The sequence below is a fragment of the Desulfobotulus mexicanus genome (assembly GCF_006175995.1).
Taxonomy (GTDB): domain Bacteria; phylum Desulfobacterota; class Desulfobacteria; order Desulfobacterales; family ASO4-4; genus Desulfobotulus; species Desulfobotulus mexicanus.
Window position 1 is genome coordinate 381,467 of the sequence record NZ_VDMB01000001.1, and the last position, 24,670, is coordinate 406,136.

General features: G+C 52.7%; 13 protein-coding genes. 4 read left to right on the forward strand and 9 right to left on the reverse strand.

What is annotated here, in order from left to right:
- The first annotated feature begins 2 nt into the window (after positions 1–2).
- The 4 genes from flgK to fliW are packed head-to-tail and all read left to right on the forward strand — an operon-like array spanning position 3 to position 8,070.
- Positions 3–4,121 (forward strand): flagellar hook-associated protein FlgK, encoded by a 4,119-nt coding sequence (gene flgK / locus FIM25_RS01655; protein WP_139445514.1) that lies wholly within the window; start codon positions 3–5, stop codon positions 4,119–4,121.
- A gap of 4 nt (positions 4,122–4,125) precedes the next feature.
- Positions 4,126–7,320, forward strand: a complete 3,195-nt coding sequence (gene flgL, locus FIM25_RS01660) for a flagellar hook-associated protein FlgL (RefSeq protein WP_139445516.1) — start codon at positions 4,126–4,128, stop codon at positions 7,318–7,320.
- A gap of 26 nt (positions 7,321–7,346) precedes the next feature.
- Positions 7,347–7,592 (forward strand): carbon storage regulator CsrA, encoded by a 246-nt coding sequence (csrA, locus tag FIM25_RS01665; RefSeq protein ID WP_139445519.1) that lies wholly within the window; start codon positions 7,347–7,349, stop codon positions 7,590–7,592.
- Positions 7,593–7,620: 28 nt separating this feature from the next.
- Positions 7,621–8,070, forward strand: coding sequence for a flagellar assembly protein FliW (fliW, locus tag FIM25_RS01670; RefSeq protein ID WP_179953073.1), 450 nt, complete (start codon positions 7,621–7,623; stop codon positions 8,068–8,070).
- A 29-nt stretch (positions 8,071–8,099) separates the two neighbouring features.
- Here the strand turns inward: fliW and FIM25_RS01675 are convergent, their stop codons facing one another.
- The 9 genes from FIM25_RS01675 to pseI form a co-directional block, all read right to left on the reverse strand.
- Positions 8,100–8,528: a flagellar protein FlaG gene (locus FIM25_RS01675; protein WP_139445525.1), complete on the reverse strand. Its 429-nt coding sequence runs from the start codon at positions 8,526–8,528 to the stop codon at positions 8,100–8,102.
- An 18-nt stretch (positions 8,529–8,546) separates the two neighbouring features.
- Positions 8,547–8,942, reverse strand: a complete 396-nt coding sequence (locus FIM25_RS01680) for a flagellar protein FliT (protein WP_139445527.1) — start codon at positions 8,940–8,942, stop codon at positions 8,547–8,549.
- 11 nt (positions 8,943–8,953) lie between these two features.
- Entirely contained in the window at positions 8,954–9,538 is a 585-nt protein-coding gene (fliS, locus tag FIM25_RS01685) for a flagellar export chaperone FliS (RefSeq protein ID WP_179953074.1), read from the reverse strand.
- A 70-nt stretch (positions 9,539–9,608) separates the two neighbouring features.
- The gene (gene fliD / locus FIM25_RS01690; RefSeq protein ID WP_139445532.1) at positions 9,609–11,315 is read right to left on the reverse strand and encodes a flagellar filament capping protein FliD; all 1,707 of its coding nucleotides are present in this window, start codon (positions 11,313–11,315) and stop codon (positions 9,609–9,611) included.
- Between the two features lie 294 nt (positions 11,316–11,609).
- Positions 11,610–15,518 (reverse strand): flagellin N-terminal helical domain-containing protein, encoded by a 3,909-nt coding sequence (locus tag FIM25_RS01695; protein ID WP_179953075.1) that lies wholly within the window; start codon positions 15,516–15,518, stop codon positions 11,610–11,612.
- A 243-nt stretch (positions 15,519–15,761) separates the two neighbouring features.
- Positions 15,762–16,055, reverse strand: coding sequence for a hypothetical protein (locus FIM25_RS01700; RefSeq protein ID WP_139445537.1), 294 nt, complete (start codon positions 16,053–16,055; stop codon positions 15,762–15,764).
- 255 nt (positions 16,056–16,310) lie between these two features.
- Positions 16,311–20,150, reverse strand: a complete 3,840-nt coding sequence (locus FIM25_RS01705) for a flagellin N-terminal helical domain-containing protein (protein ID WP_139445540.1) — start codon at positions 20,148–20,150, stop codon at positions 16,311–16,313.
- Between the two features lie 98 nt (positions 20,151–20,248).
- Positions 20,249–23,584 carry a 6-hydroxymethylpterin diphosphokinase MptE-like protein gene (locus FIM25_RS01710; RefSeq protein ID WP_139445543.1) on the reverse strand — a complete coding sequence of 1,112 codons (3,336 nt, stop codon included), beginning with the start codon at positions 23,582–23,584 and terminating at the stop codon, positions 20,249–20,251.
- Between the two features lie 20 nt (positions 23,585–23,604).
- Complete coding sequence (gene pseI / locus FIM25_RS01715) at positions 23,605–24,660, reverse strand: pseudaminic acid synthase (protein ID WP_139445547.1); 1,056 nt, start codon at positions 24,658–24,660, stop codon at positions 23,605–23,607.
- Between the last annotated feature and the right edge of the window lie 10 nt (positions 24,661–24,670).

Sequence of the window (24,670 nt, forward strand, 5' to 3'; positions counted from 1 at the left end):
CCATGGCCGGAATCAACAGCACCATGAACATTGCAAAGCAGGGACTTGCGGCCCAGCAGCTTGGCCTTAACGTAACGGGCCACAATATTGCCAATGTGAACAACCCGAATTTTTCCCGTCAGTCCGTGTCCCAGGCTGCCAATGCCCCCCTTGTTCAGTCCGGGCACCTCATCGGTAACGGGGTCATGAGCCAGCAGATCCGTCAGACGGCGGACCAGTTGCTGGAAGATCGTATCACAAGCCAGAAGTCGGCTTTTTCCGCATCGGAAGCTTTTATGAACTATATGAAGGTGTTGTCCGGGATGTTCAGTGAAAGCTCCAATACGAGCATCAGCCAGCTTCTTCCGGATTTCTGGGATTCCTGGAACACCCTTGCCAATAACCCCGATGGCGCTGCGGAGCGTATGAATGTGTATGAAAACGGGGTGAAGCTCAGTGAGCGTTTTAATATTATGGAAAGGGATCTCTGGCAGTTGGAGCAGGATCTGCATTCAGATATTCAGAATGGTGTACACAGGGTCAATCAGCTGACCGTTGAAATTGCCCGTCTGAACCAGTCTGTCATGGGGCAGGAAAGCCAGAGAACATCCAATGATAACAGGGATCTCCGTAATGAAAAAATCAAAGAGCTTTCGGAAATTATTGATATCAAAAGTTTTGAGGATGAAAAGGGTGCGGTAACCATTACCACAGCAGGAGGTTTCCCTCTGGTTTCCGGTAATTCATCCTATGATCTGAAGTACGAATCCGGTCAGGTGAAGTGGGTTGCTTCGGACGGTGGAAGGGTGGATATCACAGAGCGCATACAGGGAGGAAAACTTGGGGGCTGGCTGGAAATGCGGGATGTGGAGATTCCCCGTTACCGGAGGGAAATGGACGCACTGGCCAGAGAAACCATCTGGAATGTGAACAAAAGCCATAGCATGGGGGCCGGTTCCTACTACATGACCGAACCCCTGAAAGGGACTTATCAGCCCAGACAAAGCAACTGGCTGGCCACCCTTCCTTACGGAGATCGTATCGATTATTCAAAGGATTTTGGTATGTGGGTGGAAAACAAGGGTACCATTCCCTCTTCCTACACCCAGACCGTTGTGGATATGGGGGTTTCCACGGCTGCTGTCCAGAACTGGTCGGGTACGGGAGCTGCGGACAGCCGTTATGATTTTGAGGTGGTGCGAAGCGGCACCACGGGAGAATCCCTCTGGCTGGCTGACGGGCAGAATCTGGGTACGGTGCAGACGGCTGCTGATCCGGAAACGGCCCTGGCCCAGGCCATCCGGCGGCAGACCCTTACCATTACGGATGGCAACGGGAATGTGCAGACCCTTGAGATCGGTCATGGAGAAGGGATGATCGAGCCTTCATCCGCCGCCATTGCGGCGGCCCTGAACGGGGTGGACGGTCTGCAGTCCTACAGTCTTTCCAATCAGCTGGAACTGGACATGGATTCCATTATGGGCAGTGCACATATGCAGGAACATGATGAGGTCATGTTTACCCTGATAGCGGGCGATATCCGGGAAGAGGTGGTATTCCGGGTTGGGGAGGATGATGCGGCCACACGCTCCAATTTTGATGCTGCCCTGAGGGCTGTTGTGGATCAGTCCGAGGATCTGAATCTGGAGTTCGATCCTTCTGCCGGTACTACGGTGGCGGTTCTGAAGAGCACAAAGGGTGAGAATCTGGGGATTGCTGATTTCCGGGTAGTGGATAATGCCAGCATCACACTGGATACTTTTGTGGAAGATGGAGATGGCCCCGGTCTGGCTTCTTTTACCCTTGGAGGGGTGGAGATCCGTTTTCATATAGATGAAAGCGATCAGGAAGCGACGGCAAAAAATCTGGAAGCGGCCCTGATGCGGGAAAAGACGGCTTTGCAGAGCCGTGGGATTTCATGGGAGCGGAATGGCAATGCCCTAAACCTCCGGGGGAGCGGCGGCGCGGCGATGGACATCAGCGGCCTGAATACCCGACTGGATGATGAAGCCAGTGCGGGAACCGGTGGCTTTAGGGTGACAGGAGCCTCCGGAACCCTTGTGGATGATACGGACGCAGGCAGTGTTAACCTGGTTGGGGATAGCGTTTCCGGAGTGACGGTGGCTCCCTATGAACAGTCTGGCGGTATGGTAACGCTGGGTGTGGATTCAGAAACCCTTGGCGGTGTCGGGCACAATTCTGCTATGAAAACAGCTACCTTTACCGTTTTTGCCGCACCGGGAATGGAAATCCGCAGCAGTGCGGATCCGGCCAGAGGCAGCCTGTTCAATGTCACGGCGGACAGCTCTGTGCCTGCGGCCAATGCCATCCTCACCTTGGGCGGTGACGGTGGATTTACGGATTTTAATGTGGGGGATGAGGTTTCTTTTCAGGTGGATGGTGTGACCGTGACCTTCCCTGTCACGGCATCGGATGACCGCACGCTTGCCGGAGATCTGGAAACAGCCCTGTTGGGTGCCGGGCTGGATGCCTCTTTGTACCGCATTGCAGGATCGGGCAGCTCGGTTTCCATTCTGCGTAATGACGGGGAAAACATCCGCATTTCAGAATTTGAGGTTGACGATAACCTGGCGGCTAAACTCAGTGTGGTCACGGGTAGCGGTTTTGGACTGGAAGGGCCTTTTCAATCGGTTCTGGACAATGCCAGTCCCCATGCGGAGTCTGCTGTTTTCGGTACGGGTGCTGCTATGGAGTGGCGGGAATATGACAGTCATGGTGAGTTTACGGGCCGTTCGGGGCTGATTTCCATTCAGGATTCCGGTCCCTATGGGCTGAGTGGCACGGATCTTTCCTTTCATCTTGCCCCCGGAACCCTTGTGGCGGGCAATACCTTTTCCATCAATACGGATGATGAAGGAAGGGCAGCTCCTTTGAATATGTCGTTAAAGGGTCGGGCCGGGAGCATCAATGACAGCTATATTTTTACGGTAAAACCCCCCGGTGGTGCCCTCGGAGAAGAAACGGTTACCCTTCAGTGGGAAAGTCGTTACGGCCATGGGGAGGTGGTGGTGGAGGTGGATGAACGCACAAAACCACCGATCTACGTAGAAGTGGATGGCATGCGTTTGGGTTTTGATTCCGGAATTCTTTTTAAAGATGATATTTTTGTCATCGAAACGGATGCCAATGGTAATGGCACCCTGCTCAAAGGATCGGACTGGCACTGGACCACAGACAGCTTTGCTGCCCAGTTCAATCGACAGGGTGAGGGCGTGACGGCCCGGGTACTGCATGACGGCAGTCTTGAATTTACCACGAAAACGCCCACCTTTGCCATCTCAGATCTAGGCTGCTCCGGTGTGAATGGTTTTTGTGATGTGAACACCCGTATAACCATACTGGATGCAACGGCCCTTCAGGAAGAAGCCCTTGATTTCGGACTGGAAAGGGATGAAGACGGCAAGTGGTCCATCCGTAATGATTATACCCGTGGTGTGGCAAAACTTGTACCCGAAGATGGCGATGATTCCGGTTTCGGCATAGACCTCAACGGTAACGGCCTTGCGGATATTCAGCTCAGTTTTGATCAGCCCGTTACGGGTTCCGGTTATGTGGAGATGGATATTCTGAAACGAAAGCCCGATCACTACGGATTTGCCTTTTCCGGTGAACAGGCCCATAACAGCGGTCTGGCCGCAGCTCTGGGTGTGAACACTTTTTATACGGGTACGGATGCCTCCAGTATAAAGGTGAATGATGTGGTGAAGGAAACGGGGCTGATCAGTGCAGGCACCATAGATCCGGCCACGGGAAAGATCCGTCCCGGTGACGGCAGCACAGCCATTGCCATGGCCGATCTTCAGGGAAAGAGCATTCAGTTTGAAGAGTGGCGTTTTTCCCGCAGCGGTAAAGCCTTTGCCACCCAGACCGATGCCAGCCTGGAAGGCTATTATCAGAAAATAGTAGGCAATATGGGAACCCGCTATCAGACAGAGCTTCGCTCCATGGAGTTTTACGGTACCATGCTTTACAATCTCGGCCAGCAGAGGGATTCCCTTTCCGCCGTGTCACTGGATGAGGAAATGGTGAACCTCATCAAGTATCAGCAGGCTTATACGGCAGCGGCCAAACTGATCACCGTATCCGATGAAATGCTCAGCACCCTCGTCAATATGAGGTGATTCCATGCGTGTACCCAATAAAATCCTTTTTGATACTTCCACCCACCGTCTCGGCAGCCAGAGCAGTGCCTATTACAAGGCCAATGAGGTGGTGACAACGGGCAAGCGGATTAACCATATTCATGATGATCCCATGGGTCTGGCCCAGGTCATGCGCCTGAATTCCTCCATTGCCGGTCTTGAACAGCTCAATAAAAATATGGATATGGGCAAAACGTGGCTGGATGCTGCGGATTCGGCCATGGACAGCATGAAGGAGCTGATCATTGATGTGAATCTGGAGATCAGCCAGCTGGTCAGTTCCGCTGCCGGGCCTCAGGAGAGAAATGATGCCATTGCCCGCATAGACGGAATGCTGCGGCAGATTGTGGATCTGGGCAATACCCAGGTGAACGGAAGCTATATTTTCGGGGGATCCCGTACGGATAAGCCGCCTTTTATCTACCATGACCGGGAGAATCCCCCCCGTGTCAGCTATGAGGGCGATGATGAGGCCTTTCGTATCCGTACGGGTGATCAGAAATCCATGGAAGTGGGCAGGGACGGGTCAACCATTTTTTATATGGATTATCTGAAGGTGAATAAAACCAACCACAGCCTTGTTTTTCAGGAAGACAGGGGGCTGGGACCCGCCTACCGGAAAACCATGACCGTTGAAATTCCCCATGGTTCCTATACGAAAGAGGAACTGGCCATTGAAGTGGAGAAGCAGATGAATGCGGCCTCCGCAGAAGACGGGTACGGGCTGACTTATACCGTACGCTATGATAAGGAAGCCAGCAGCTATGTCATCCGGGAAAAGGGGGCGGGTACGGACAGCTTTGTGCGTACGGAAATTCTCTGGGATACGGGAGGCAATGCCCGGGTGGAGAATGCCGCCGTAACGGGCTCCATTCTGCCCGAAAGCCTTACCGTGAACCTGAGAAATCCGGAACATCTCACCCTTGCCACCCAGGAGAATGAGCCCATGCGGCTTGTGTGGGACGGGAAGGACAGTTTTACCGTTGAAAACAATCCGGGCTATGTTCTTCCGGGTAAGGTGAGCCCGGTGAACGGAAAAATTTTTTTGGACCTCAGCGACAATGGCCGCACGGATCTGGAAATAACGGTGGATATGACAGGTATTCAGGCCGGAGACAGCATTGAGCTGAATCTGGTGCCTTTTACCGGTATGACCTCCATTGGCAGGGATATGGGTTTTTACGGCAGCAATACCAGTCTTCTGCCTCCGATGAGCAGCACAAAGCCACCCTATATCACAGCCATAGAAATTGGCGTAACCAATCAGCACATTGATTTCAGGGAAATCCATCCGGATGGCAGCTCCGCTGAACTTACGGCCAGTATAGCCCATAAAAATTATGAAAGCATGGAAGAGCTGACCGCAGAGATCAAAAGGGCCATGGAAGAGGCTTCCCATGATGCGGGTCAGCTTGAAGTTCCTCCCCGTCCCGGAATTCTCTATGCTGTCAGCTATGATCCGGCCACCAGCCGTTTCATGATCCGTGAGGAAGGCAGCACCCTGCAGAAACTGGAACTCCTTTGGGAAACGGGACCAGCTTCACGGGTGAGCAGTGCGGGAGAAAGCCTTGGTTTTCATGTCAGTGATATGGTTGTAGAGTCTCCCGTGGGGGATGCTGCCGTATTGTTTGATGTGACACCGGAAAATAACCGCATTAATTTTACGGAATCCTTTGTCAATGCCGATGGGGAAATGGAAACCAGAACCCTCACGGCCGTTATTCCTGCGGGAGCCTACACCAGCGTGGCCGATTTTGAGGATGCTGTCAGCCAAGCCATGACCGATACCTCCGAGATGCTGGGTAACGGCGTGATCTATGATCTCAGCTATGGTTATGATCCCCTTACGGGAACGGGAGACAGGCGTTTTTCCATGGAAGTGGATGCTTCCTCCGTGGTGCCGTCACCCGCTGATCCTTTTGCCATTGGTTTTCTTTGGGAAAGTGGCGGGGACAGCCACCGAAGCATGGCTGCCATGCTGGGTTATGATGCTCAGGATTTTGAAATATCTTTTCCGGATACAACGCCCATTACGTACACGGCGGATGGTGATGCGGTTCTTTTTCGTATCACCAAGGAAAACAGATATCTGGATTTCCAGGAAGTGGATGAAAGCGGCAATCCGGGCAAGGTACTTTCCATTATGCTGCCGATGAAAGAATATACGGATCCCCGTGAACTGGCGGCGGATATACAGGCAGAGCTGCGGGAGACTTCCCCTTCCGGGCTGGCGTACGCCGTGGATTATAACGAAATCACGAATACCTTTTCCATCCGTGGCGGTACTCAGGAGGTGAGTGAGGTCCGTTTTCTGTGGAACAGCGGGCCCAACGCCCACAGAAGCGCAGGGCAGACCCTGGGCTTTGATCCTGCTGCGGATACGGTGGCCGGATTTCCCATGAGTGATGATAAGGTGGTCCGGGTTGTGCTGGATCAGAATAATAATCGTCTGGACTTCAGAGAGGTCGTGGGAAAAGGGGAGCATCAGGAGTTCTGTGAACTCACGGCCTCTGTGGTACCTTTCCCGAAACCAGAACCACCGGATGACTGGACGGAATTGGTTTTTACGGACATGCAGGATTTAGCGAAAGCCATTGAAAAGGCAATGGAAAAGGAATCCCGTGACAAGGGCTACGGTATCCGTTATGATGTTACTTACGATGAACAAACGGGAAAATTCGTCATCCGTGAGGAGTCGGACCGTCTGCATTCACTGGACCTTCTTTTTGAAACCGGCCGGAATCGTTCTGCAGATACTGGCGGTACGGGTAAGAGCATGGCCGGGATTATCGGTTTTTCCGAAAAAGATATTTCCTTTATGCCCATGCAGAGCAGCCGGGATGTGGAATGGAGTCTTTTCCGTACGATGACCGATCTGATGGCTGACCTTGAATCCAATGATGTGGAGGGAATGGAGCAGGGTATGCAGCGTCTGGAAACCTCTTTTCAGCATGTGAACTCCCTGCATGCGGACACGGGTATCCGTTTTAACCGTCTTGAAATTCAGCAGGGTATTCATAAGGACATGCGGCTTAGCATCAAAGATCACCGGTCCCATCTGGAAGATGCGGATATGATAGAGGCCATCATGAATCTGCAGGCCCGGGAGCTGGGCTATCAGGCAGCCATGAGTTCCACATCCAAAATTATGAAAATGAGCCTCATGGATTATATGTAGGCCTTTTGTTTTCCGGGAGAATGATCATGCTGGTTCTGACAAGAAAGGCCGGTGAACAGATCCGGATAGGAAATGATATTACAATTCAGGTGCTGGAGCTGGGCAAGGGCGGAGTCAAGCTTGGAATCAGGGCGCCGGAAAGTATTGCCATACACAGGGAAGAGGTTTTTGAGAGGGTGAGGCAGTGCAACCTTGCTGCCATGGAAGATGTACGGCTGCGGCCCATGGATGCGGCCTTGCGTCTCTGGAAAGAGCGTATGGAGAAAAGCTGAAACAATCACTTTGGATCCGGAGGAAGCGATGCAGATTGAAACGGCAAAATTTGGTGTGATTGAGGTTGAAGAAGAAAAAATTCTTTATCTGCCCTATGGTCTGGCGGGGTTTCCCGGTGAAGAGCGTTTTGTGATTCTGGACAAGGAAGACACAAGACCTTTCTGCTGGCTGCAGTGTGTGGATGTGCCGGACATTGCCCTGATGCTCATGGATCCCTGTCTTTTCAAACCGGACTATTCCGTGGATCTGGCCCCCGTCCGTGAGGAGATGGGGTGGACCGGTGAACCGGAAAATGATCTTTTACTTTATGTTGTGGTTCGCATGTACTCGGAAGAGGCTGCGAATCCTGAAAAGGAGGCCGCCCTTCGTCTGGTGGCCAATCTTGCAAGCCCCCTTCTGGTGAACGCAGAAAAACGGCAGGCCGTACAGATTGTCATGTACGATACCCATTATTCCTATGAACATCCTGTGGTATGAAGCTCTTTTGGATTCAGGGTCTGATGATTTCAGACCCTTTCATCCAGAAGAATACCTGCCAGTTCCGCCATTTTTTCCCGTATGGCCACAAGTTCTTCAGGAGGAATCTGCTTGATGATTTCCTTGGTATCCCGATTGATGATGTTCACCAGAAGTTCATTGGTCTCGTCATGGATGGTAAAGCCTAAGCTTGTTTTAAGTTCATCCATGTACTTGTTGAGATCTTTCGTTGCCTTTTCAAGGTCTTCCAGCGGAGTGTCCTTGCCTTTTTCCTTCGTCTGACGGGCTTTTTCAAGGTTTGTGTCTGTCCTGAACTTAAAGGCTTCCTCGCTGGACTGCGCTCTTTTTTCCTGGCCGGATCTGGCTTTATTATCAGGAAGCCCCTGAGCCTCGGAAATATTTTTAACTTTACTGATTTCGCCAGTCTGTTTTACTCCCTGATTTACACTGATTTCCATGATGCCCCCCTTTTCTCTTTACCCTGAAAGCCGAACCAGAGTTTTTCCCTTAATTCCAGCGCCATATCCGCTGACTGCGGTTTTCCCCCTTTTTATTTCCTGCATTTTTTTCGACAGCTCCTCTTTGTGCTGCCGTATCTTTTCTGTGATTCTTGCGTCCGTATCCATAATTGCACGGATTCTGCGGTTACAGGCAGTCACCATTTCTTCTCTGGTTTCATCGTTGAAAGCAGGTGTCTGTATCTGGCGCAAAAGGTTACGGAGTTCCTGTTCCAGATCTGCATAATTTCTGGACCTTTCGAAATTCATGTTTTCCATGTCCGGTTCCGGCATTTCAAGGTTCAGAAGATGATTCTTCTGCATCCTGATATATGTATCAAAACTGTTTATCAGAGTTTCCGGTAAAAAATCCATAAAAAACCCCCTTAAACGGTGAAGCTGCGTCCGTAGTTCCGTGCAGCCTGTCCCTTGCCACCGTATCCGGGGGCAGGCGGGGCAGCAGGCTTCTGCTGGGGCGGATAGCCTCCGGGAACCGGCTGGGGAGCTGCAGGTGTTTTGGCGGCCTGTTCCTGGGAAGATGCTACGGTTTCTGTCTGCTGGTTCAGTGTGGTTTTAACGGCATCGGTTTGGGTAGCCGGAAGGGCCATGACCTCTTCGGCCCAGATTTTTCTGAGCTGGGCAATGTAGCGTTCCGTCTGTTCAATGGGCTTGACATTGTTTGCAATGGAGGCCGTGGGAAGTTCCGCAAGAATGCTGGTGTAAAGGCCCCTGAGAAATTCTGTGGCATCATCGTTCATGTTTGGGTTCAAAGAAGCCTGAAGCTCAGTGATGATGGCAATGGCGCGGCCAATATTTTCTCCCCGTTTCTGTGGATTGTTTTCCAGAGCCCCTTCACGGGCACCCTTAAGGAAGCGCAGGGCACCATCGTAGAGCATGAGGATCAGTCTTCTTGGATCCATGCCTTCAAAATGATTGCTCTGGTAGGTTTTATAAGCTGTGGCTGCACTCATGGGTTTCCTCCTTGATGGGAAGATTGTCTGTATGTATTCGGTATATGGAAAATATTCAGAATCATTAGAACTATTTTTTATTGTTGTTTGCTGCATTGTTAAAGGAATCGAACATGCTTTTCATAAAGTCGGCCTGACTGTTCAGGGAATTGATAGCCTTGTCCAGCCGGATAAATTCATGGGTCATAATTTCGTATTTTTTGTCCAGGCGGACTGTGGCGTTTTCTATGGTGGTTTCAAGCCTTCTTTCCCTTTCTTCCAGTGTATTTTTCTGAAGGGAGAGGGGACCCGTGTCCGAAGTCAGCTGGCTCAGCCGCTCGTTCATTATGCTGGCAAAGCCCTTTTGCTCTGTCTCCTTATTATCGAGGAAGAAGTTTCTTACGGCTTCGGGATCGGATTCAAGCATTTTATCCAGCTTGTTTTCGTCAAAGGAAATGCGCCCGGCACCGTCAAAGGAGAGGCCCAGATCATAGAGAGAGCTTACGCTTCCCTGTCCCACCCTCTGGGAAATAAGGGTTTTCAGTTCCCTTTCGATGTTTCTTACGGAAGAAAGATCCTTCAGAAGCCCCTCGTCCTCTTCTTCCGGTTCCCTTTTGGTATGTCTTGCAATGTCTTCGGAGAATTTAATGATGCCTTCCATCATTTCCATGATTGATTCTTTTACTCCATCATGGTCCGCAGTAATGGATATGGTGGTTTTCCCCTCGCTTTCAAGATTCAGGCTGAGGCCGGGAATTATATCTTCAAGGCCCCTGTCGCTGTTTCGCTGATAGGTAATACCGTTGACCGTGAACCTTGCATTCAGGGATTCTTCTTCACCGCCCTGCACTTCATCCATGATACCGGCAAAGTTGGGGCTTAAAAAAATACGGCTGGCTTCCCCGGTTTCCCTTGCGGTCAGGGTGAATCTATAGGGGTCTTTGGAACTTCCGTCATTGATAATGGATGCATCCATCCCATGCTTTTCCGCCTGTTCATTGATTGCACTCACCATGCCCTGATAGCTGCTTCCCGGTGGTATGCGGACATAAATGGGATCATTTTCAGCCCCCACTTTAAATGAAAAGGTAATGTCTGATTTCAAAAAGCTGAGGTCCGGACCTTCTTCTGTGCCTTCAATGATGATGTTCTGATGAACGGTTTCATCCGGATCGGCGGGCTGAATGTAAAGATAGCTGTCTCCGGAAGGGGCCGTGGCCAGAGATGCCCTCATGAGGGGTTTTCCGTTTTCATCCAGATTACCGGGGGCATTGTTGATGGCTTCCGCCACCTCATTCAGGGTGGCCCCGGCGGGAATATCCACACTTATTTTTTCTTCCCGGCTTCCGAAGGTGAGATGAATGGTGGTTGCGTCTTCCAGTGCCACGCTGTCTCCGGAAAGGAGCCCGGTTTTGGGATGCTCATAGAAGGCTGCCGATGGGTCGGAAAAGCCCCCGCTGCTTTGCCATGTGCTTTTTTTGGCCATGGAGTGAACTTCAAGGCTGTGGCTGCCTGTGGCAATACCCGAAGAGGCCGTGGCCGTTGCCACATCGTCTTTGCCCGAAGAAACTTTACGTCCAAGGAAGTGGGACTCCAGGGACAGGGTTCTGGCAGATGAGCGGACACCCATAAGATCGGCATTCAGGGTGTCCAGCGTCCGGGCCTGGGCCTGCATAAGGGTCCGGTTTTCTTTCTGCCTTTTAATAGGGGCTTCATCAATTTCACGCAGATCATCCAGCATCTGCTGAAGTCCAAGGCCGGATCCCAGTCCGACGGTGCTGATGGTTCCCAGTGTCATGGTGTCCTCCTTGCGGGGAAAGCCCCGCTTTTCCAGTAGCCGGGGCCGCTTCCCCTGCCATATGGTTTCTATCGGTAAACAGACATTAAAACCTTAAGGTATCTGTGAAAATTTTTCCATACCCACTGTTTTGTCTTTATCAGGCAATAATAGTGCCATCTTTTTGGTTGTGGCCACTCTTTTGAATAATAAAGGCCGGTTTCCTTTTTCAAAGAAACCGGCCTTTGCCGGGCAGGGGAACGCCCGGGGAGCCCCTTGGCTCAGGTACAGCAGCTTCCTGCCCTCTGATGTGTTTTACTGCAGCAGGCTCATGACATTCTGGGAGCTGGCATTGGCCTGAGCCATGGCAAAGGTACCTGCCTGCATGAGCACCTGCATTTTGGTGAAGTTGGCGGATTCATCGGCAAAGTCCACATCCCGGATGGTGGATTCGGCAGCATTCACATTCACTCTGGTGGTGGAGATATTGGCTATGGTGGAGGCCAGCTGATTCTGCACGGAGCCGAGGTCTGCCCGGATTCTGTCCAGATCCTTCAGGGCCGCATCGGCAACGGCAATGGCTTTCTGGGCGTTTTCCTGATTGAGTACATTGATTTGGGAAAGCCGTACCATTTCCGTATCTCCTATTTCGGCCTCGGCCGTTCCGGAGATGGCGTTGTTGGGGGCCAGTTCGGACCCGGCTTTGAGTATGGAGCCGCTCTGCAGGGTCATGTCATTGGGAATTTTCGTGTCTTCTCCCAGGATGATCTCCTGGGTCAGGATGGTTCCGGCCCTGTAAAAATTGCCTGCCGCATCCGTCATGTCCGCCGTGAGCACCGTGTTTTCGGCTATGGTGCTGCCTGCGGTCAGTATGCTGCCAGCCCGGACAAAAAGATCCGCATCCCTTGCAACCACCTCGTCATGTTTCAGGGTAATGGTGCCGCCGATGGTGGATCCGCTGGAAAGGAGGCTTCGGCTGGCCATGACCGAACCTTCGGCAAGGACGAAGTCATCTTCAATGGCAAGGTTTCGCGTGAGCACCGCACTTCCGCCAATGGTGGAGCCTGCGGCAGCCTTGAAAGCACTTCCCGTAAGAAGGGTGGATCCCTCCTTAATGGTGGCATCCTGTTCGAGAATGATATTGTCAAGGATATGAACCTTGGCGCCAATAACAGAGCCTGCTGCAAGCCGGGTATCGTTTTCAAATTCAGAACCTGTTTGTGCCACCATGTCCTGATCCAGCCGCATGGCAAACTCCAGTTTAATCTCCGCACCTATACGACTGCCCGTTTCCATGCGGGACCCCTGAGCGATGAGGGAGTCTCCTTTCAGAACCATTTCTTTTTCAAGGATGCTGACACCTGCGGTCGTGATTTCCACATCCAGCCTGCTGTCTGTCTGGAGGCGGGAGCCTGCGGTTACCATGGAGCCTGCCTGAAGGCTCATGTTGTTATCTATGGTGGCAGACCCGGATACGATAATATCCGTATCTACTCTGGAACCGGCTGTGAGTACGGTTTTCTCACCGGCCGTGGAGGAAAGGGTGGAGCCTGCCTTGAGGGTCATGGTCTGGCTGATATCTGCGGTGTCGGCGAGGGTGATATCCGCATGGAGGGTGGAACCTTCCTTCAGGATACTGTTGGCAGCCAGGCGGGACCCTTGGGTGAGCTCCATGTCCGTTACAAGGGTGGCACTGGCGTGGGTATCCACGCCTACGGAAAGAACGGAACCCCGGGCTACGGTGCTTTCATCCGCAAGTTGGGATCCTGATTCCAGTACCATGGAATTGGTAAGGTGGGCGGAGGTGATACTGGCTGTTATGGCGGCACCAATGCTGGAACCCATGCCCAGTGCGGAACCAGCATCAATGGTTGAACCGATTCCGAGAACGAGGATGCCTCCGTCATTCAGATCTGCTGGACCCGTAAGGGTCGCAGTGGAGCCCGCGGGTGTTCCCCCTTCGGCTTCCACCAGCTGCCGCAGGGTGGCTGTCCCGTTGCCCGTTACGGGGGACGCAATGGGTATCTCCTGACCCTTGGCAGGAACCGTATCCCAGGAAAGAAGGCTGCCTGCGTTGAGAGTGCCGGTGATATTCGTGCTGATATCCGTGGTGACCACAGCCGGAGACAGGGTGATATCCGCACCGAGGGTGCTGTTGGCACCGATAACGCTGCCTGTAACGATAATGGAGCCCGGTGCCAGGGTGCTTTCCTGTACGGTGGCCTGCATCCCCGTGATCTGAATGTCGGCACCAAAGACCGAATCTTTGGCAATGGTGGAGCCTGTCACAATGGTGGAACCTAATTTGAGGAGGCTGTCTCCGCCGGATGTGGCCTGGGTGGCCGTATTTACCGTGCAGTCTCCTCCCAGTTTGCTTCCGGCGGCAATAGTCGATCCCTGACCCAGTTTGCTCCCCTTGGCTATGGTGCTGTCCACTATGGTTTTACTGTAGGGAGGAGGAGTAGGATCCTGCAGGGTGATGGTTCCTCCCAGCAGGGTGTTTTTTCCGATCACAGATCCCGATGCCAGTTCCGATCCTGCTGTAATGACGGTTTCTTTGCTGGTATAGCCCGTATTGGCATCAAGGGTTACGGGGCCTCCCAGGGTGGAATCCGGGGCGATGATGCTGCCTGATTCCAGCCGTGACCCCTGTGTGAGGTAGGAGTCTCCGTTGGTCCGCTGGGAATCTTCGGCCAGAACGGCCCGTCCACCCAGCGTGGAGTTTACGGCTATAATACTGCCTGTGGCCAGAATGGAGTTTATGGCAAGGCGGCTGGGAGATGTGGTGGGTTCTGTCTTGGCAATGCGGGTACGGGCACCCAGTTCAGACCCTGCCGCAAGAAAAGAATTGGCTGCCAGAACGGAGCCTGCCTTGAAGTGGGATTCTTTGCTTGTGTGGATGTTATCTTTGATCAGGGTATGGGTGATTTCCTGCCCCGTAGTGAATCCCGCACCCAGCTCACTGTTCACAGCCAGAACGGAGCCTTCCTTCAGCAGGGCTTCCATGCTTGTCCGATCCGAATTTCCCTCAATTTCGATGGGTCTTTCAAAGGAAACCGCGTCACCGCCACCCACATTGTGTACTATGATTTCCGATGCGCTCATCTGGGTAAGCTGAATATATCCCACAGTGCTCATGTTCGTGCCCCGGAAAACAGCTTCGGTCTGTTCTCCGGCGGTAACGCCAATGGCACGGCCATCATTGGAGGTAAGGGTGAGCTGCCCGCTGGTATTGATGGATGCCACCACCCCGTGCTGGGAACTCTTTTGATTGATGGATTTCACCAGGGCGTAGTCGCTGTCATTGGTCTTCACATCGACAGCACCGATGGTGACACCATTGATGGCAAAGTCATGATCCGTGGTTCCGGCCGCCAGACTGAGTTCCGTTGTGGAGGATACAAAGGCCGTTGCGGAAATGCCTAAGACATCGCTTAAGCGGTTCATGGAATCGGCCACGGCCCCCATGCTGTTTTCCCGGCTGTTGTTGTATTGTACCTCCACGGTTTCCAGATCAAAGGTCTGATCCGTAATGTTGGAGTAAATGGCCAGATCCACGGTGCCGGGCTGATCATCCTTCAGGGTCATGCGGCTGACGGTTGTGTGGCCGATTTTATTGGACTGGGAAGCGGGAACGGAAATATTGACCGTTTCTCCTGAGTAGGCACCTACCTGAAATTTTTTATTGGTAAAGGCTCCGGAGAGGAGTTTCTGGTTGTTAAAAGAGGTGTTTTTGGCAATGGCATCCAGATTTTCCAGCAGCCTGTCAATGTCGGACTGGATGGCGGCACGGGATTCCGTGGTCTGACCGTCCTGGGCGGCCTGAATGGATTTTTCCTTGATGGTATTGACAATGCTGATGGATTCTTCCAGAGCCGCATCGGCTGTCTGTACTATATTGATGCCGTCACTGGCATTCCGGATGGCCTGCCCCAGGCTCAGGTGCTGGGATCTCAGGGAGTCGGCTATGGTCATGCCGGAGGCATCATCGGCGGCTCTGTTGATGCGCATGCCCGAAGACAGCCGTTCAAGGGAGGTGGAAAGGTGGCCGTCGGTCCGGGTAAGGTGTCTGTGTGCACTCAGTGATGAGATATTGGTGTTGATGCGAAAGCCCATGGTTTTTCCCCCTTTGGCGGATAAATCTTCGGTCCTGTTGCCCGAGGGTACGGGTACCACTCTGGCCTGATTTTTCTGAAAAATCATGGATAGCAAAATGGGTGCCACGTTGTTTTTTTGTTCTTTTTTCTTTGATTATCGGGTGTTGTCATGCGCATTGAAGGCTTTTTTTCGGAGGCAGAGCAGTGCGGGGTGGGAAAACAGCGGGGGGGAGTGGGCAAATTCTTCCGCTTTGATCTGTTTGAAAAAGGGCTTTTACTGTTTCCGGGAGTTAAAAAAAGCCCCTGCCGCTTTTTGCGGGTCGGGGCCCTGATCCGTTCCGGCTGGGGAAGGGGGGCTGGTGTCGGGTACTCAGCCTTCCAGCAGCTGCATTACCCTTTCATAGCTGATGGGGCTGTGGGCGGTGGCAAGGCCTTCTGCTTTGGAAAGTCCTGCAATTTTTGCCATATTGGTATCCTCTTCCCCAAGGTTTACCGCTTGCACAGACTCAGGCGCAGCCATGCTGCTCCGGGAAAGGGTGGTTTTATCCTGAGGGCTGGTGGGGTTCTGATGCCCGTGTTTTTCCTGAACATGGGGTTCTGCGGCAGGCTTTCTGGTGCTGTGCATGGGGGTGTTGATCTGGCTGCTGGATATCTGGATGCTCATGGTATGCCTCCTTCTGGCTCATGGAAAAATTGCTTTGTGACAGGGTTTTTCCCTGTGTTTTGTTTTTCTGTAAAAAAATAAAGCAATATCAATGCCAAAAAATAAAAGGGGTGACCCTTTTTATCTGAATGCCAGATTGAAGGGTGGGCTATAACGAAGCCTGCCCTGTTGTGGGTAGCTACGGGGGGCCTACACAAAAAACCCCCCTCCGGCAGGAGGGGGGTTTTAAGGTTAAGGGTTAATCGGGGTTAAGGCTTACTGGAGCAGGCTCATGACATTCTGGGAGCTGGCATTGGCCTGAGCCATGGCAAAGGTGCCTGCCTGCATCAGAACCTGCATCTTGGTGAAGTTGGAGGATTCTTCCGCAAAGTCCACGTCACGGATGGTGGATTCGGCGGACATAACATTCACCCTTGTGGTGGAGATGTTGGCAATGGTGGAGGTCAGCTGGTTCTGTACGGAACCAAGGTCTGCCCGGATCTTATCCAGATCCTTCAGTGCTGCGTCTGCCACTGCGATGGACTTCTGGGCACCTTCCTGAGTAAGAACATTCACCTGAGAAAGCCGCAGCAGTTCCGTTTCACCGAGCTCTGCCGTGGCAGAATCGGAGCTGGCATTGTTGGCCGCCAGTGTGGAGCCTGCCTTGACCTGAGAACCGCCCTGCAGGGTCATGTCCTGTGTAAGGGTGAGATCTTCGGCCAGAGTGATACCCTGCGTGAGTACGGTACCTGCGGTGTGCAGGTTTCCTGCTGAGTCGGTCACGTCCATGGTGAGCAGGGTATTAACCCCAAGGGAAGAGCCGGCCTTGAGGGTACTGCCTGCTGCCACCAGAAGATCCGTTTCCTGGGATACGGTTTCATCGTTTCTCAGGGTGATGGTGCCGCCGATGGTGGAGCCGTTGGCAAGCACGGTATTGTTGGCCATCACAGAACCCTTGGCAAGGGTGAAGTCTGCGGTGATGGCAAGGTCTGTGGCCAGATCCGCCCGGCCGCCGATGGTGGAGCCAGCCTCTGCCTTGAAGGCGTTGCTGGTGACCAGGGTGGAGCCTTCTTTTATGGCCGCATCCTGGGTAAGGGTCATGTTGTTGCGGGTGGTGACATCCGCACCGATCACAGAGCCTGCGGCAAGGCGGGTGTCGCTTTTAAAGAGAGAGCCTGCATTGGCTGTCATGTCCTGATCCAGACGCATGTCGTTTTTGAGGGTGATTTTGGCACCCACATTGGAGCCTGCCTCAAGGCGGGATTCGGCGGCTATCTTTGAATCGCCCTTGAGGGTCATGTTCTGGTTCAGAACGGTTACACCTGTTGTGTTGATGGTCTGGTCAATACGGCTGCTGGTGTTAAGGGTGCTGCCGCTAACGATCCTGGAGCCTGCCTGCAGGGTCATGTCCCGGTCCATGGTGGCATCTGCAGAGAGGGTGATGTCCGTATCCACCCGGGATCCGGCCGCAAGCTTAGTTGCTTCAGCTGCACCACCTTTCAGAGTGGAGCCAGCATTGAGGGTCATGGTAGTTTTCACCTCCATGACTGTATTCCCAAGGGTTATGTCCGCATCAATACGGGATCCTTCCTTGAGTACACTGGCGGTGGCAATTTTTGAGCCTTCGTTGAGCTGCATGTCTGAGGCAAGGTTCATTACTGCCGCAGTGGTTGTATCCACAGAGAGGGTGGAGCCTCTGGCTATGTTTGTGGTGCCAATCAGCTGGGATCCGGCCTCAAGGGTCATTTCATTGGTGACGCTCAGGCCTAAGCGGAGGGTGAGATCCTCACCGATCTGCGAACCGGCGTATAAAGCGGAGCCTGAGCTTATTTCGGACCCAATGCCCATTTCCAGAATGCCACCGTCCGTAAATGCTACTGTCTCATCACTTACAAGACTGAGATTGGTTGCAATGGTAGCAGTGGCACCACTGTTGGCTTCCACCAGCTGGCGCAGGGTGAGGTTGCCATCTCCGGTGATGGCTGTATGGGTGCCATCCATGGAGGCGGATGTTATTGCCTGCCCATTGGCAAGAACCGTATCCCAGCTTAGTACAGCTCCAGAACCAAGGGTTCCGGTTATATTGAAGCTTTTGTCTGTAGTTGTGGTTACCCCTGTGGTGGTGGCCGTACCTCCCAGCACCGTACCGTTGCCAATGGTACTGCCTATACCAAGGAGCGAACCCTGAGCTATGGTGCTTTCTTCGGTGGTTGTGTCGGTCATTGCTGCGATTTGTGTTGCTGCAACTCCCTGGAAAGTGGAGCCTGCGGCAATGACGGTACCTACTGCAAGTGCCGAACCCTGCTTTGCCAGCCCTCCCTTATCCCCGATGGCCGTTGTGGCAGCACCCAGTGTGGCATCCCCGCCCAGTTTCGTGTCGGCTGCGATGATGGTGCTTGTACCCAGCTGACTTCCTGCGGTGATCACACTGTCCTGGGTGGTCTTGCTGTATGTTACTGAATGGTCGAGAGTAACTTCACCGCCAAGCTCTGTGTTTTTTCCGATCACAGAACCAACAGCCAGTTCGGAGCCCGCTGTGATGTGGCCTTCCTTACTGGTAAAGCCGGTGCTGGAGCTTAGGGTGACATTGCCACCCAGAGTGGAGTCTGCTGCAATGATGGTGCCAGCTTCGAGCCGGGAGCCTGCCATAAGGAGGGAATCTCCGTTGGTGCTTTCCGTTGTGCCGCTCAGGGTAGCCCTGCCGCCGAGGGTGGAGTTGGCTGCAATTTCTGATTTTGCTTTAATGACAGAATCTTTGGCAAGGGTGCTGGCCTCTGTTGTAGCCTGTGTTTCACCGATTCTTACCTGACCGCCGATGACAGACCCTGCGCCCAGAACGGAGTTGGCCACAATTACGGAGCCTTCAGTCAGAACACTTTCTTTACTGGTGTTGATGCTGCTGTTTTTAACGCTTGCTCCCGTGAGGGTTTGACCTGTGGTGAAACCTGCGGCCAGTTCACTGTTCTGGGCCAGAACAGAGCCTTCCTTGAGGGTGGATTCCAGGGTGGTTGCTTCGGAGTTGCCCTGAATCTGGATGTTGTTTTCAAAGGCCACGGCATCCCCGCCGCCCACATTGTTGATAATGATTTCCGAAGAAGTCATCTGGGTGAGCTGGATGTGGCCTACGGTGCTCATTTCTGTACCGCGGAGTACGGTTTCCGTACCCTCACCGCCCGTATCCACCTTAATGGCCCGGCCATCCGTGGAGGTGAGGGTGAGTTTTCCTTCCGTATTCACGGAGGCAAATACGCCATGATCGGCGGTTTTCTGGTTGATGGCCCTGACCAGAGCACCATTGGCATCGTTATTCTGCACGTCTACGGCGCCGATGCGGGTACCGTTGATGAAAAAATCGTTGTCTGTACGGCCTTGGGCCACGCTGAGATCCGTGGTGGAAGAAACAAAGGCTGTGGCAGAAATTCCCAGTACGTCACTGAGCATATTGATGGAGTCTGCAACGGCGCCCATACCGTTTTCCCTGTCATTGTTGTACTTCACATCAATGGCGTTCATGTTGAAGGTCTGGTCCAGGGTGTTGGAGTAGATGGCCAGATCCACGGTGCCGGGAGCATTGTCTTTCAGGGTCAGGGTGCTTGTTGTGGTATGCCCGATTTTGCTGGACTGGGAAGCACCGATGGAGATGTTCACGGTTTCGCCGGAGTAGGCACCCACCTGAAACTGCTTGTTGGTGAAGTTACCGGAAAGGAGCTTCTGGTTGTTGAAGGATGTGTTTTTGGCAATGGTGTCCAGGTTTTCAAGGAGTTTGTCGATGTCAGCCTGAATGGCTGCCCTGGATTCGGAAGTCTGGCCGTCCTGGGCTGCCTGAATGGATTTTTCCTTGATGGTGTTAACAATATTGATGGATTCTTCCAGAGCCGCATCCGCAGTCTGTACGATGTTGATGCCATCGTTGGCATTCCGGATGGCCTGTCCAAGGCCCATGTGCTGGGACTTGAGGGAGTTGGCAATGGTCATGCCGGAGGCATCGTCCGCTGCACGGTTGATACGCATGCCCGAGGAAAGACGCTCCAGTGATGTGGAGATTTTTCCGTCGGTGGCACCAAGATTTTTGTGGGCATTGAGTGCTGCCACGTTGGTATTAATTCGAAGACCCATGGTTCCCTCCTTGTGGTTGAGTGGGGCGCGTCCATGCGCCCGGTTTGGTTGCTCTGACAGACTTTTCGGAGGACAGGGAAGAAACCTTTAATACTTTTTTAACTTTTTCTGTCCTGACGGAGATTATCCTGGGCCGAAAGGGCCATGCTGTGATCCGGGTTCAGCTCCAGAACCAGATCATAGGCCTTAAGAGCCTTCTGCTTTTCTCCCATGGCCTCCAGGGTTTTTGCGTAGTTATAAAAGGCATCGGCATTCAGGGGGGCAATGGCCATCACCTTCTCAAAGCGGGTTGCGGCACTTGTGTATTCTCCCCGGTTGAATGCGAGGACACCCAGATTGGTAAGGGCAGATGTCATTTCAGGGTCTGTACGGAGGGCATCGGAATAGGCTGCTTCTGCCTCACGGAAGTAGCCGTTTTCCTGAAGAAGGAGGCCCAGATGATAGTGGGCAAGGCTGTGGTCGGGTTTAAGGGTGAGAGCCGTCCGGAAGCACTGCTCCGCATCCTGCATACGGCCTGTGCGGTGGCAGGCACAGCCGAAGAGGTTCCAGAAGTCTGCATTCTCATTTTGGGTGTGCTGCAGGGGAATGAGAAGCTGGAGGGCTTCTTCAGGTTTTTCTTTGGCCAGAAGCTGTTCTGCTTGATTGGGTATGCTCTCCTCAGGGGCTTGCGCCGGTTTTTCCATAAGCTCTTTATACATGCCAAGGTGATGCCTTGCCTGCCCGATATCTCCATGGCGTAAAAGGATCTGCCCTGCTTTCAAATGGAAAGGAGCATGCAGGGGCAGAAGTTCAAGGCCTTTACCGTAGGCTTCCAGAGCACTTGCATCCTCGCCGTTTGCCTCCAGGCTGTCACCAATGCTTTCCCAGTGCATGGCCATGTCTGCATTCAGGTCTGTGGCAGCCTGAAGGTGCTGCAGGCCTGCAGCAAACTCTTCAAGGCTGAAGCAGAGGTGCATGAGCTTGATGTGACGGGGGGCGGTTTCTTCTTTTGTCTGGGCAAGTTCCAGAAGAATACGGGCCTTTTCCGGCAGGCTGTCTTTTTCTTCCTTCTCTGCCCTTATTTCCAGGAATGTGGCAAAATCCGAAGGGGACAGGAGCTCCGGAATCATCGGGTTTTCGGAAAGCCAGTCTTCCCACAGGGCAAGGAGGGCAGGGCCCTGCTCCAGCCCCTGCTGCAGGCTGTGCAGCATCCTGCGGAAAAAGCGTTGTAAAAGAAGCGTCAGTCCGTAATGGTCCGGTGCCATGGCAAGTCCCTTCTGCAGCATGCGCAGGCTTACCCTGATGTTGGCTGATGTTCTGAGTGCGGCAAAGTCCGTATAGGTATCTCCCCACTTTTTTCTGAATTTATCCACTTCTTTTTGCAGGGGGGGAGGATGGATTTTGGCAAAAAGACCATTGGCCTTTTCATAATCCATGTATGTGGCAGCAATTTTTCCCCTTATCAGGAGTACCTCATCCATATTTTTTTCTTCATCTGACATCTGGCCGATCACTTTACGGGCCGAAGCCAGATCGTCCGTTTCATGGAAAAACCGCAGTGCCTCCAGAAGAGAAAGTTTTTTTTCCGGATGGAAAGCGGGATTTTTTTCCATGGACTGGATGGCATTTTCCACACCGGATTTCATAATAGACAGGCCGTTCATTCTGACCCGGTTGATTTCGTTGAGTCTTTCAAGGCTGAGGCGGAGCCACTGGAGGTAAGGACCGTTTTCCGCAAGGCGGTCAATTTCCATGAGCATACGCTCGCTGGTTCGCAGGCCTTCCAGGGTAATATCATCCATAAGAGCCCATATTTTTTCCCGGTCTGCCTGTTTATGGGCTTTGTCTGCTGCCTCAATGGCCCGGCGCAGGGGGGAGGGGAGGGTGGTGAGGGCTGGATACTGTTTGCCTGCCTTTATCAATTTATCCACACCCTGCAGTGCCGACTCTCCTTCTTTTTGGCAAACCTTCAGAAGCTTTTCCAGTTTATGGATGGTTTTCAGGGTGGATTTTAACGATTTTTCGGTGCCTGCTGGTGTCTGTTTCCAGGGCACATGCTGGCTGGACTGGCTGATGATGGTCTCTGCGGAGACCTCTTTTGTGCAGAAGGCAGAGAGAATATCTTGTAAGGGCATCACTTCCGTGCCTTCAATGACAGCACCGGGCAGCGTGGCATTGATATAGTGGCCCGGATTGGCTTTGATCATCTGTTCAAAAAAAATTTTAAAGTCGTAAAAACCCCTGTTTGTAAAGGCGGGTATACCGTTATTGGTTTGAATATTCACCCTGTCTTCTATTTTTCCGGATTCATCAAAGGAGAGAACCGTACTTTGCACATGGGTGTTTTTGCCCATGGGATAGCAGAGGTCCTGCCCCAGCAGCACAATGGGAGAGCAGCCCAGGGAAATGGCCGCAATCATGTTCATGTGGGCAACGGTGCCTGCGCCGCCGTTTTCCATACTCCCGCCCATGAGGTGGTTGATCCAGCGCTCCAGATTGGCTGTGCTGAAGGCCCAGAATATTTCTTTAAAGGGAAACTGACAGGGTACCTTGTGAGTTACAAAGGGCATGGCAATGAGGTTGATCCGATCAGCAAAAAAAGGGGCTGCGGGGGCCATTTTTTCGTAGGTGAGTTCCTGATAATCAAGCGATGTTACAAAGTCTGGAATAATGTTTCTGGAGGCAAGGGCAGGCAGAACTGTATCCACGGCAAAGAGGACGGCACGGCCCTGAAATTTTTTTAAGGTGTCCAGCTCCTGGGTTAAGGAAGGCCCACCGGCTATGAGGATGGCAGGTACTCCCTGAAAGGCGTTGGCCAGCTCCTGCAGAAGGCGGTTTTTTTGAATAAGGGGCAGGATACTCATACGGTTTTTAAAAAAGGTGCTGCCATGGAGCATGAGGGTGCTGCCGCTCACATTCAGCTGGTTGAGGCGTTTGTAAATATCCTGACGCAGGTTTTCGTACCCATCCGGATCCATCTGAAGGGAGGGCTGGTGGGGAAGGATGAAGGCATTTTCCAGTTTTAAAATACGGTTGGCCGGGCTTATGGCCTCTGCCATATCCTCTGGATCCGTAAGAAAAATATGGACTCTTTTATCCTTGAGAAGCAGGGACAGATCTTTTTGGCAGAGGGCCTGAAGAAAAACTTCCGGATGGCGCTCAAAAATAAAAAAATGAGCTATGCCGGGTCTCTGTTCCACGAGCCTGCCGGCGCCGTGCCCAAGACCCATGCCAAGGAGTATGACTGCGCCGCTTTGCTGTGGAGGCACGGTGTTAAAGTGGCTGAGGCATTCGTTACCCGGGTTTTGGACATCATGCATCCATATGTTTTTGAACTTAAAGTTTTCCGGATGCTCAGAACTTACAGGAAAGGGGGTAAGGCCCTTTAAATGGGAAAGCAGGTGGGGGTGGTGTTTTTCCACAAGGGCCATGTTGGATGCAAAAAAGGATGTCACGAAAAACCTCCCGTTGGATGTCAGATATCAATGTCTTCCCAGGCTGCGGGAGTTCCCCTGTCTACGGATTTTTTGAGTCTTTTGCCGAAAAGTGTATTCAGATGTTTAGGTGCAAGACCGTAGCCGGGACGGATGCTCTTTATACTTTTTTCATCAAGAATATCTCCGGCCTTCATATCCTTTATATAATAGAGGGATCTGCGGAAGAGGACATTGGCCCGTTCACTGGATTTTCTGCCGTAATCCACTTTGCCTAAGGCCTGCCAGGCGGTTTTAGCGTCCCGGCAGAGTTCTTCGAGCTGGGGAGGCTCTAAGGAAAAACTGTCGTCCGGGCCTCCGCCCTTTCTGTTGAGGGTGAAATGCTTTTCGATGATGGCGGCGCCCAAGGCCACACTGGCAATGGCTGTGGTGTTGTCCAGGGTGTGATCGGAAAGCCCTGTGACCTTGCCGAAGCGGGCCATCATGTCAGGGATGGTTTTCAGGTTGTAGTCTTCGGGAGGCGCCGGATAGCCGCTGACGCAGTGCAGAAGGGCAAGTTCCGTGCAGCCCCCGTCTTCTGCGGCCTGAACGGCCTCTGCGATTTCTTCCATGTCCGCCATGCCTGTGGAAAGGATCATGGGCTTTTTGGTGGAAGCGGCATAGCGAACCAGGTTAAGATCCACGGCTTCAAAGGAGGCGATTTTATAGGCAGGCGTATTGAGGTCTTCCAGAAGATCCACGGCTGTACTGTCAAAGGGTGTGCTGAAAATGGTGATGCCCAGCTCCTTTGCCCGGTCAAAGAGGGGGCCGTGCCAGTCCCAGGGCATCTGTGCCCACCGATAAAGCTCGTACAGGGTTTTTCCGTCCCAGAGGCCCCCTTTAATCTGAAAGTCTTCGCTATCACAATTGAGGGTGAGGGTGTCTGCCGTATAGGTCTGGAGCTTGACGGCATCTGCACCGCATTTTTTAGCGGTTTCCAAAATGGCGAGGGCCCTTTCCAGGCTGCCGTTGTGGTTGGCGGAAAGTTCGGCAACAATATAGGGTGGAGCATTGGATGATATTTCACGTTTATTAATATTTATACAGGAGTTAATCATTTGATTTTTT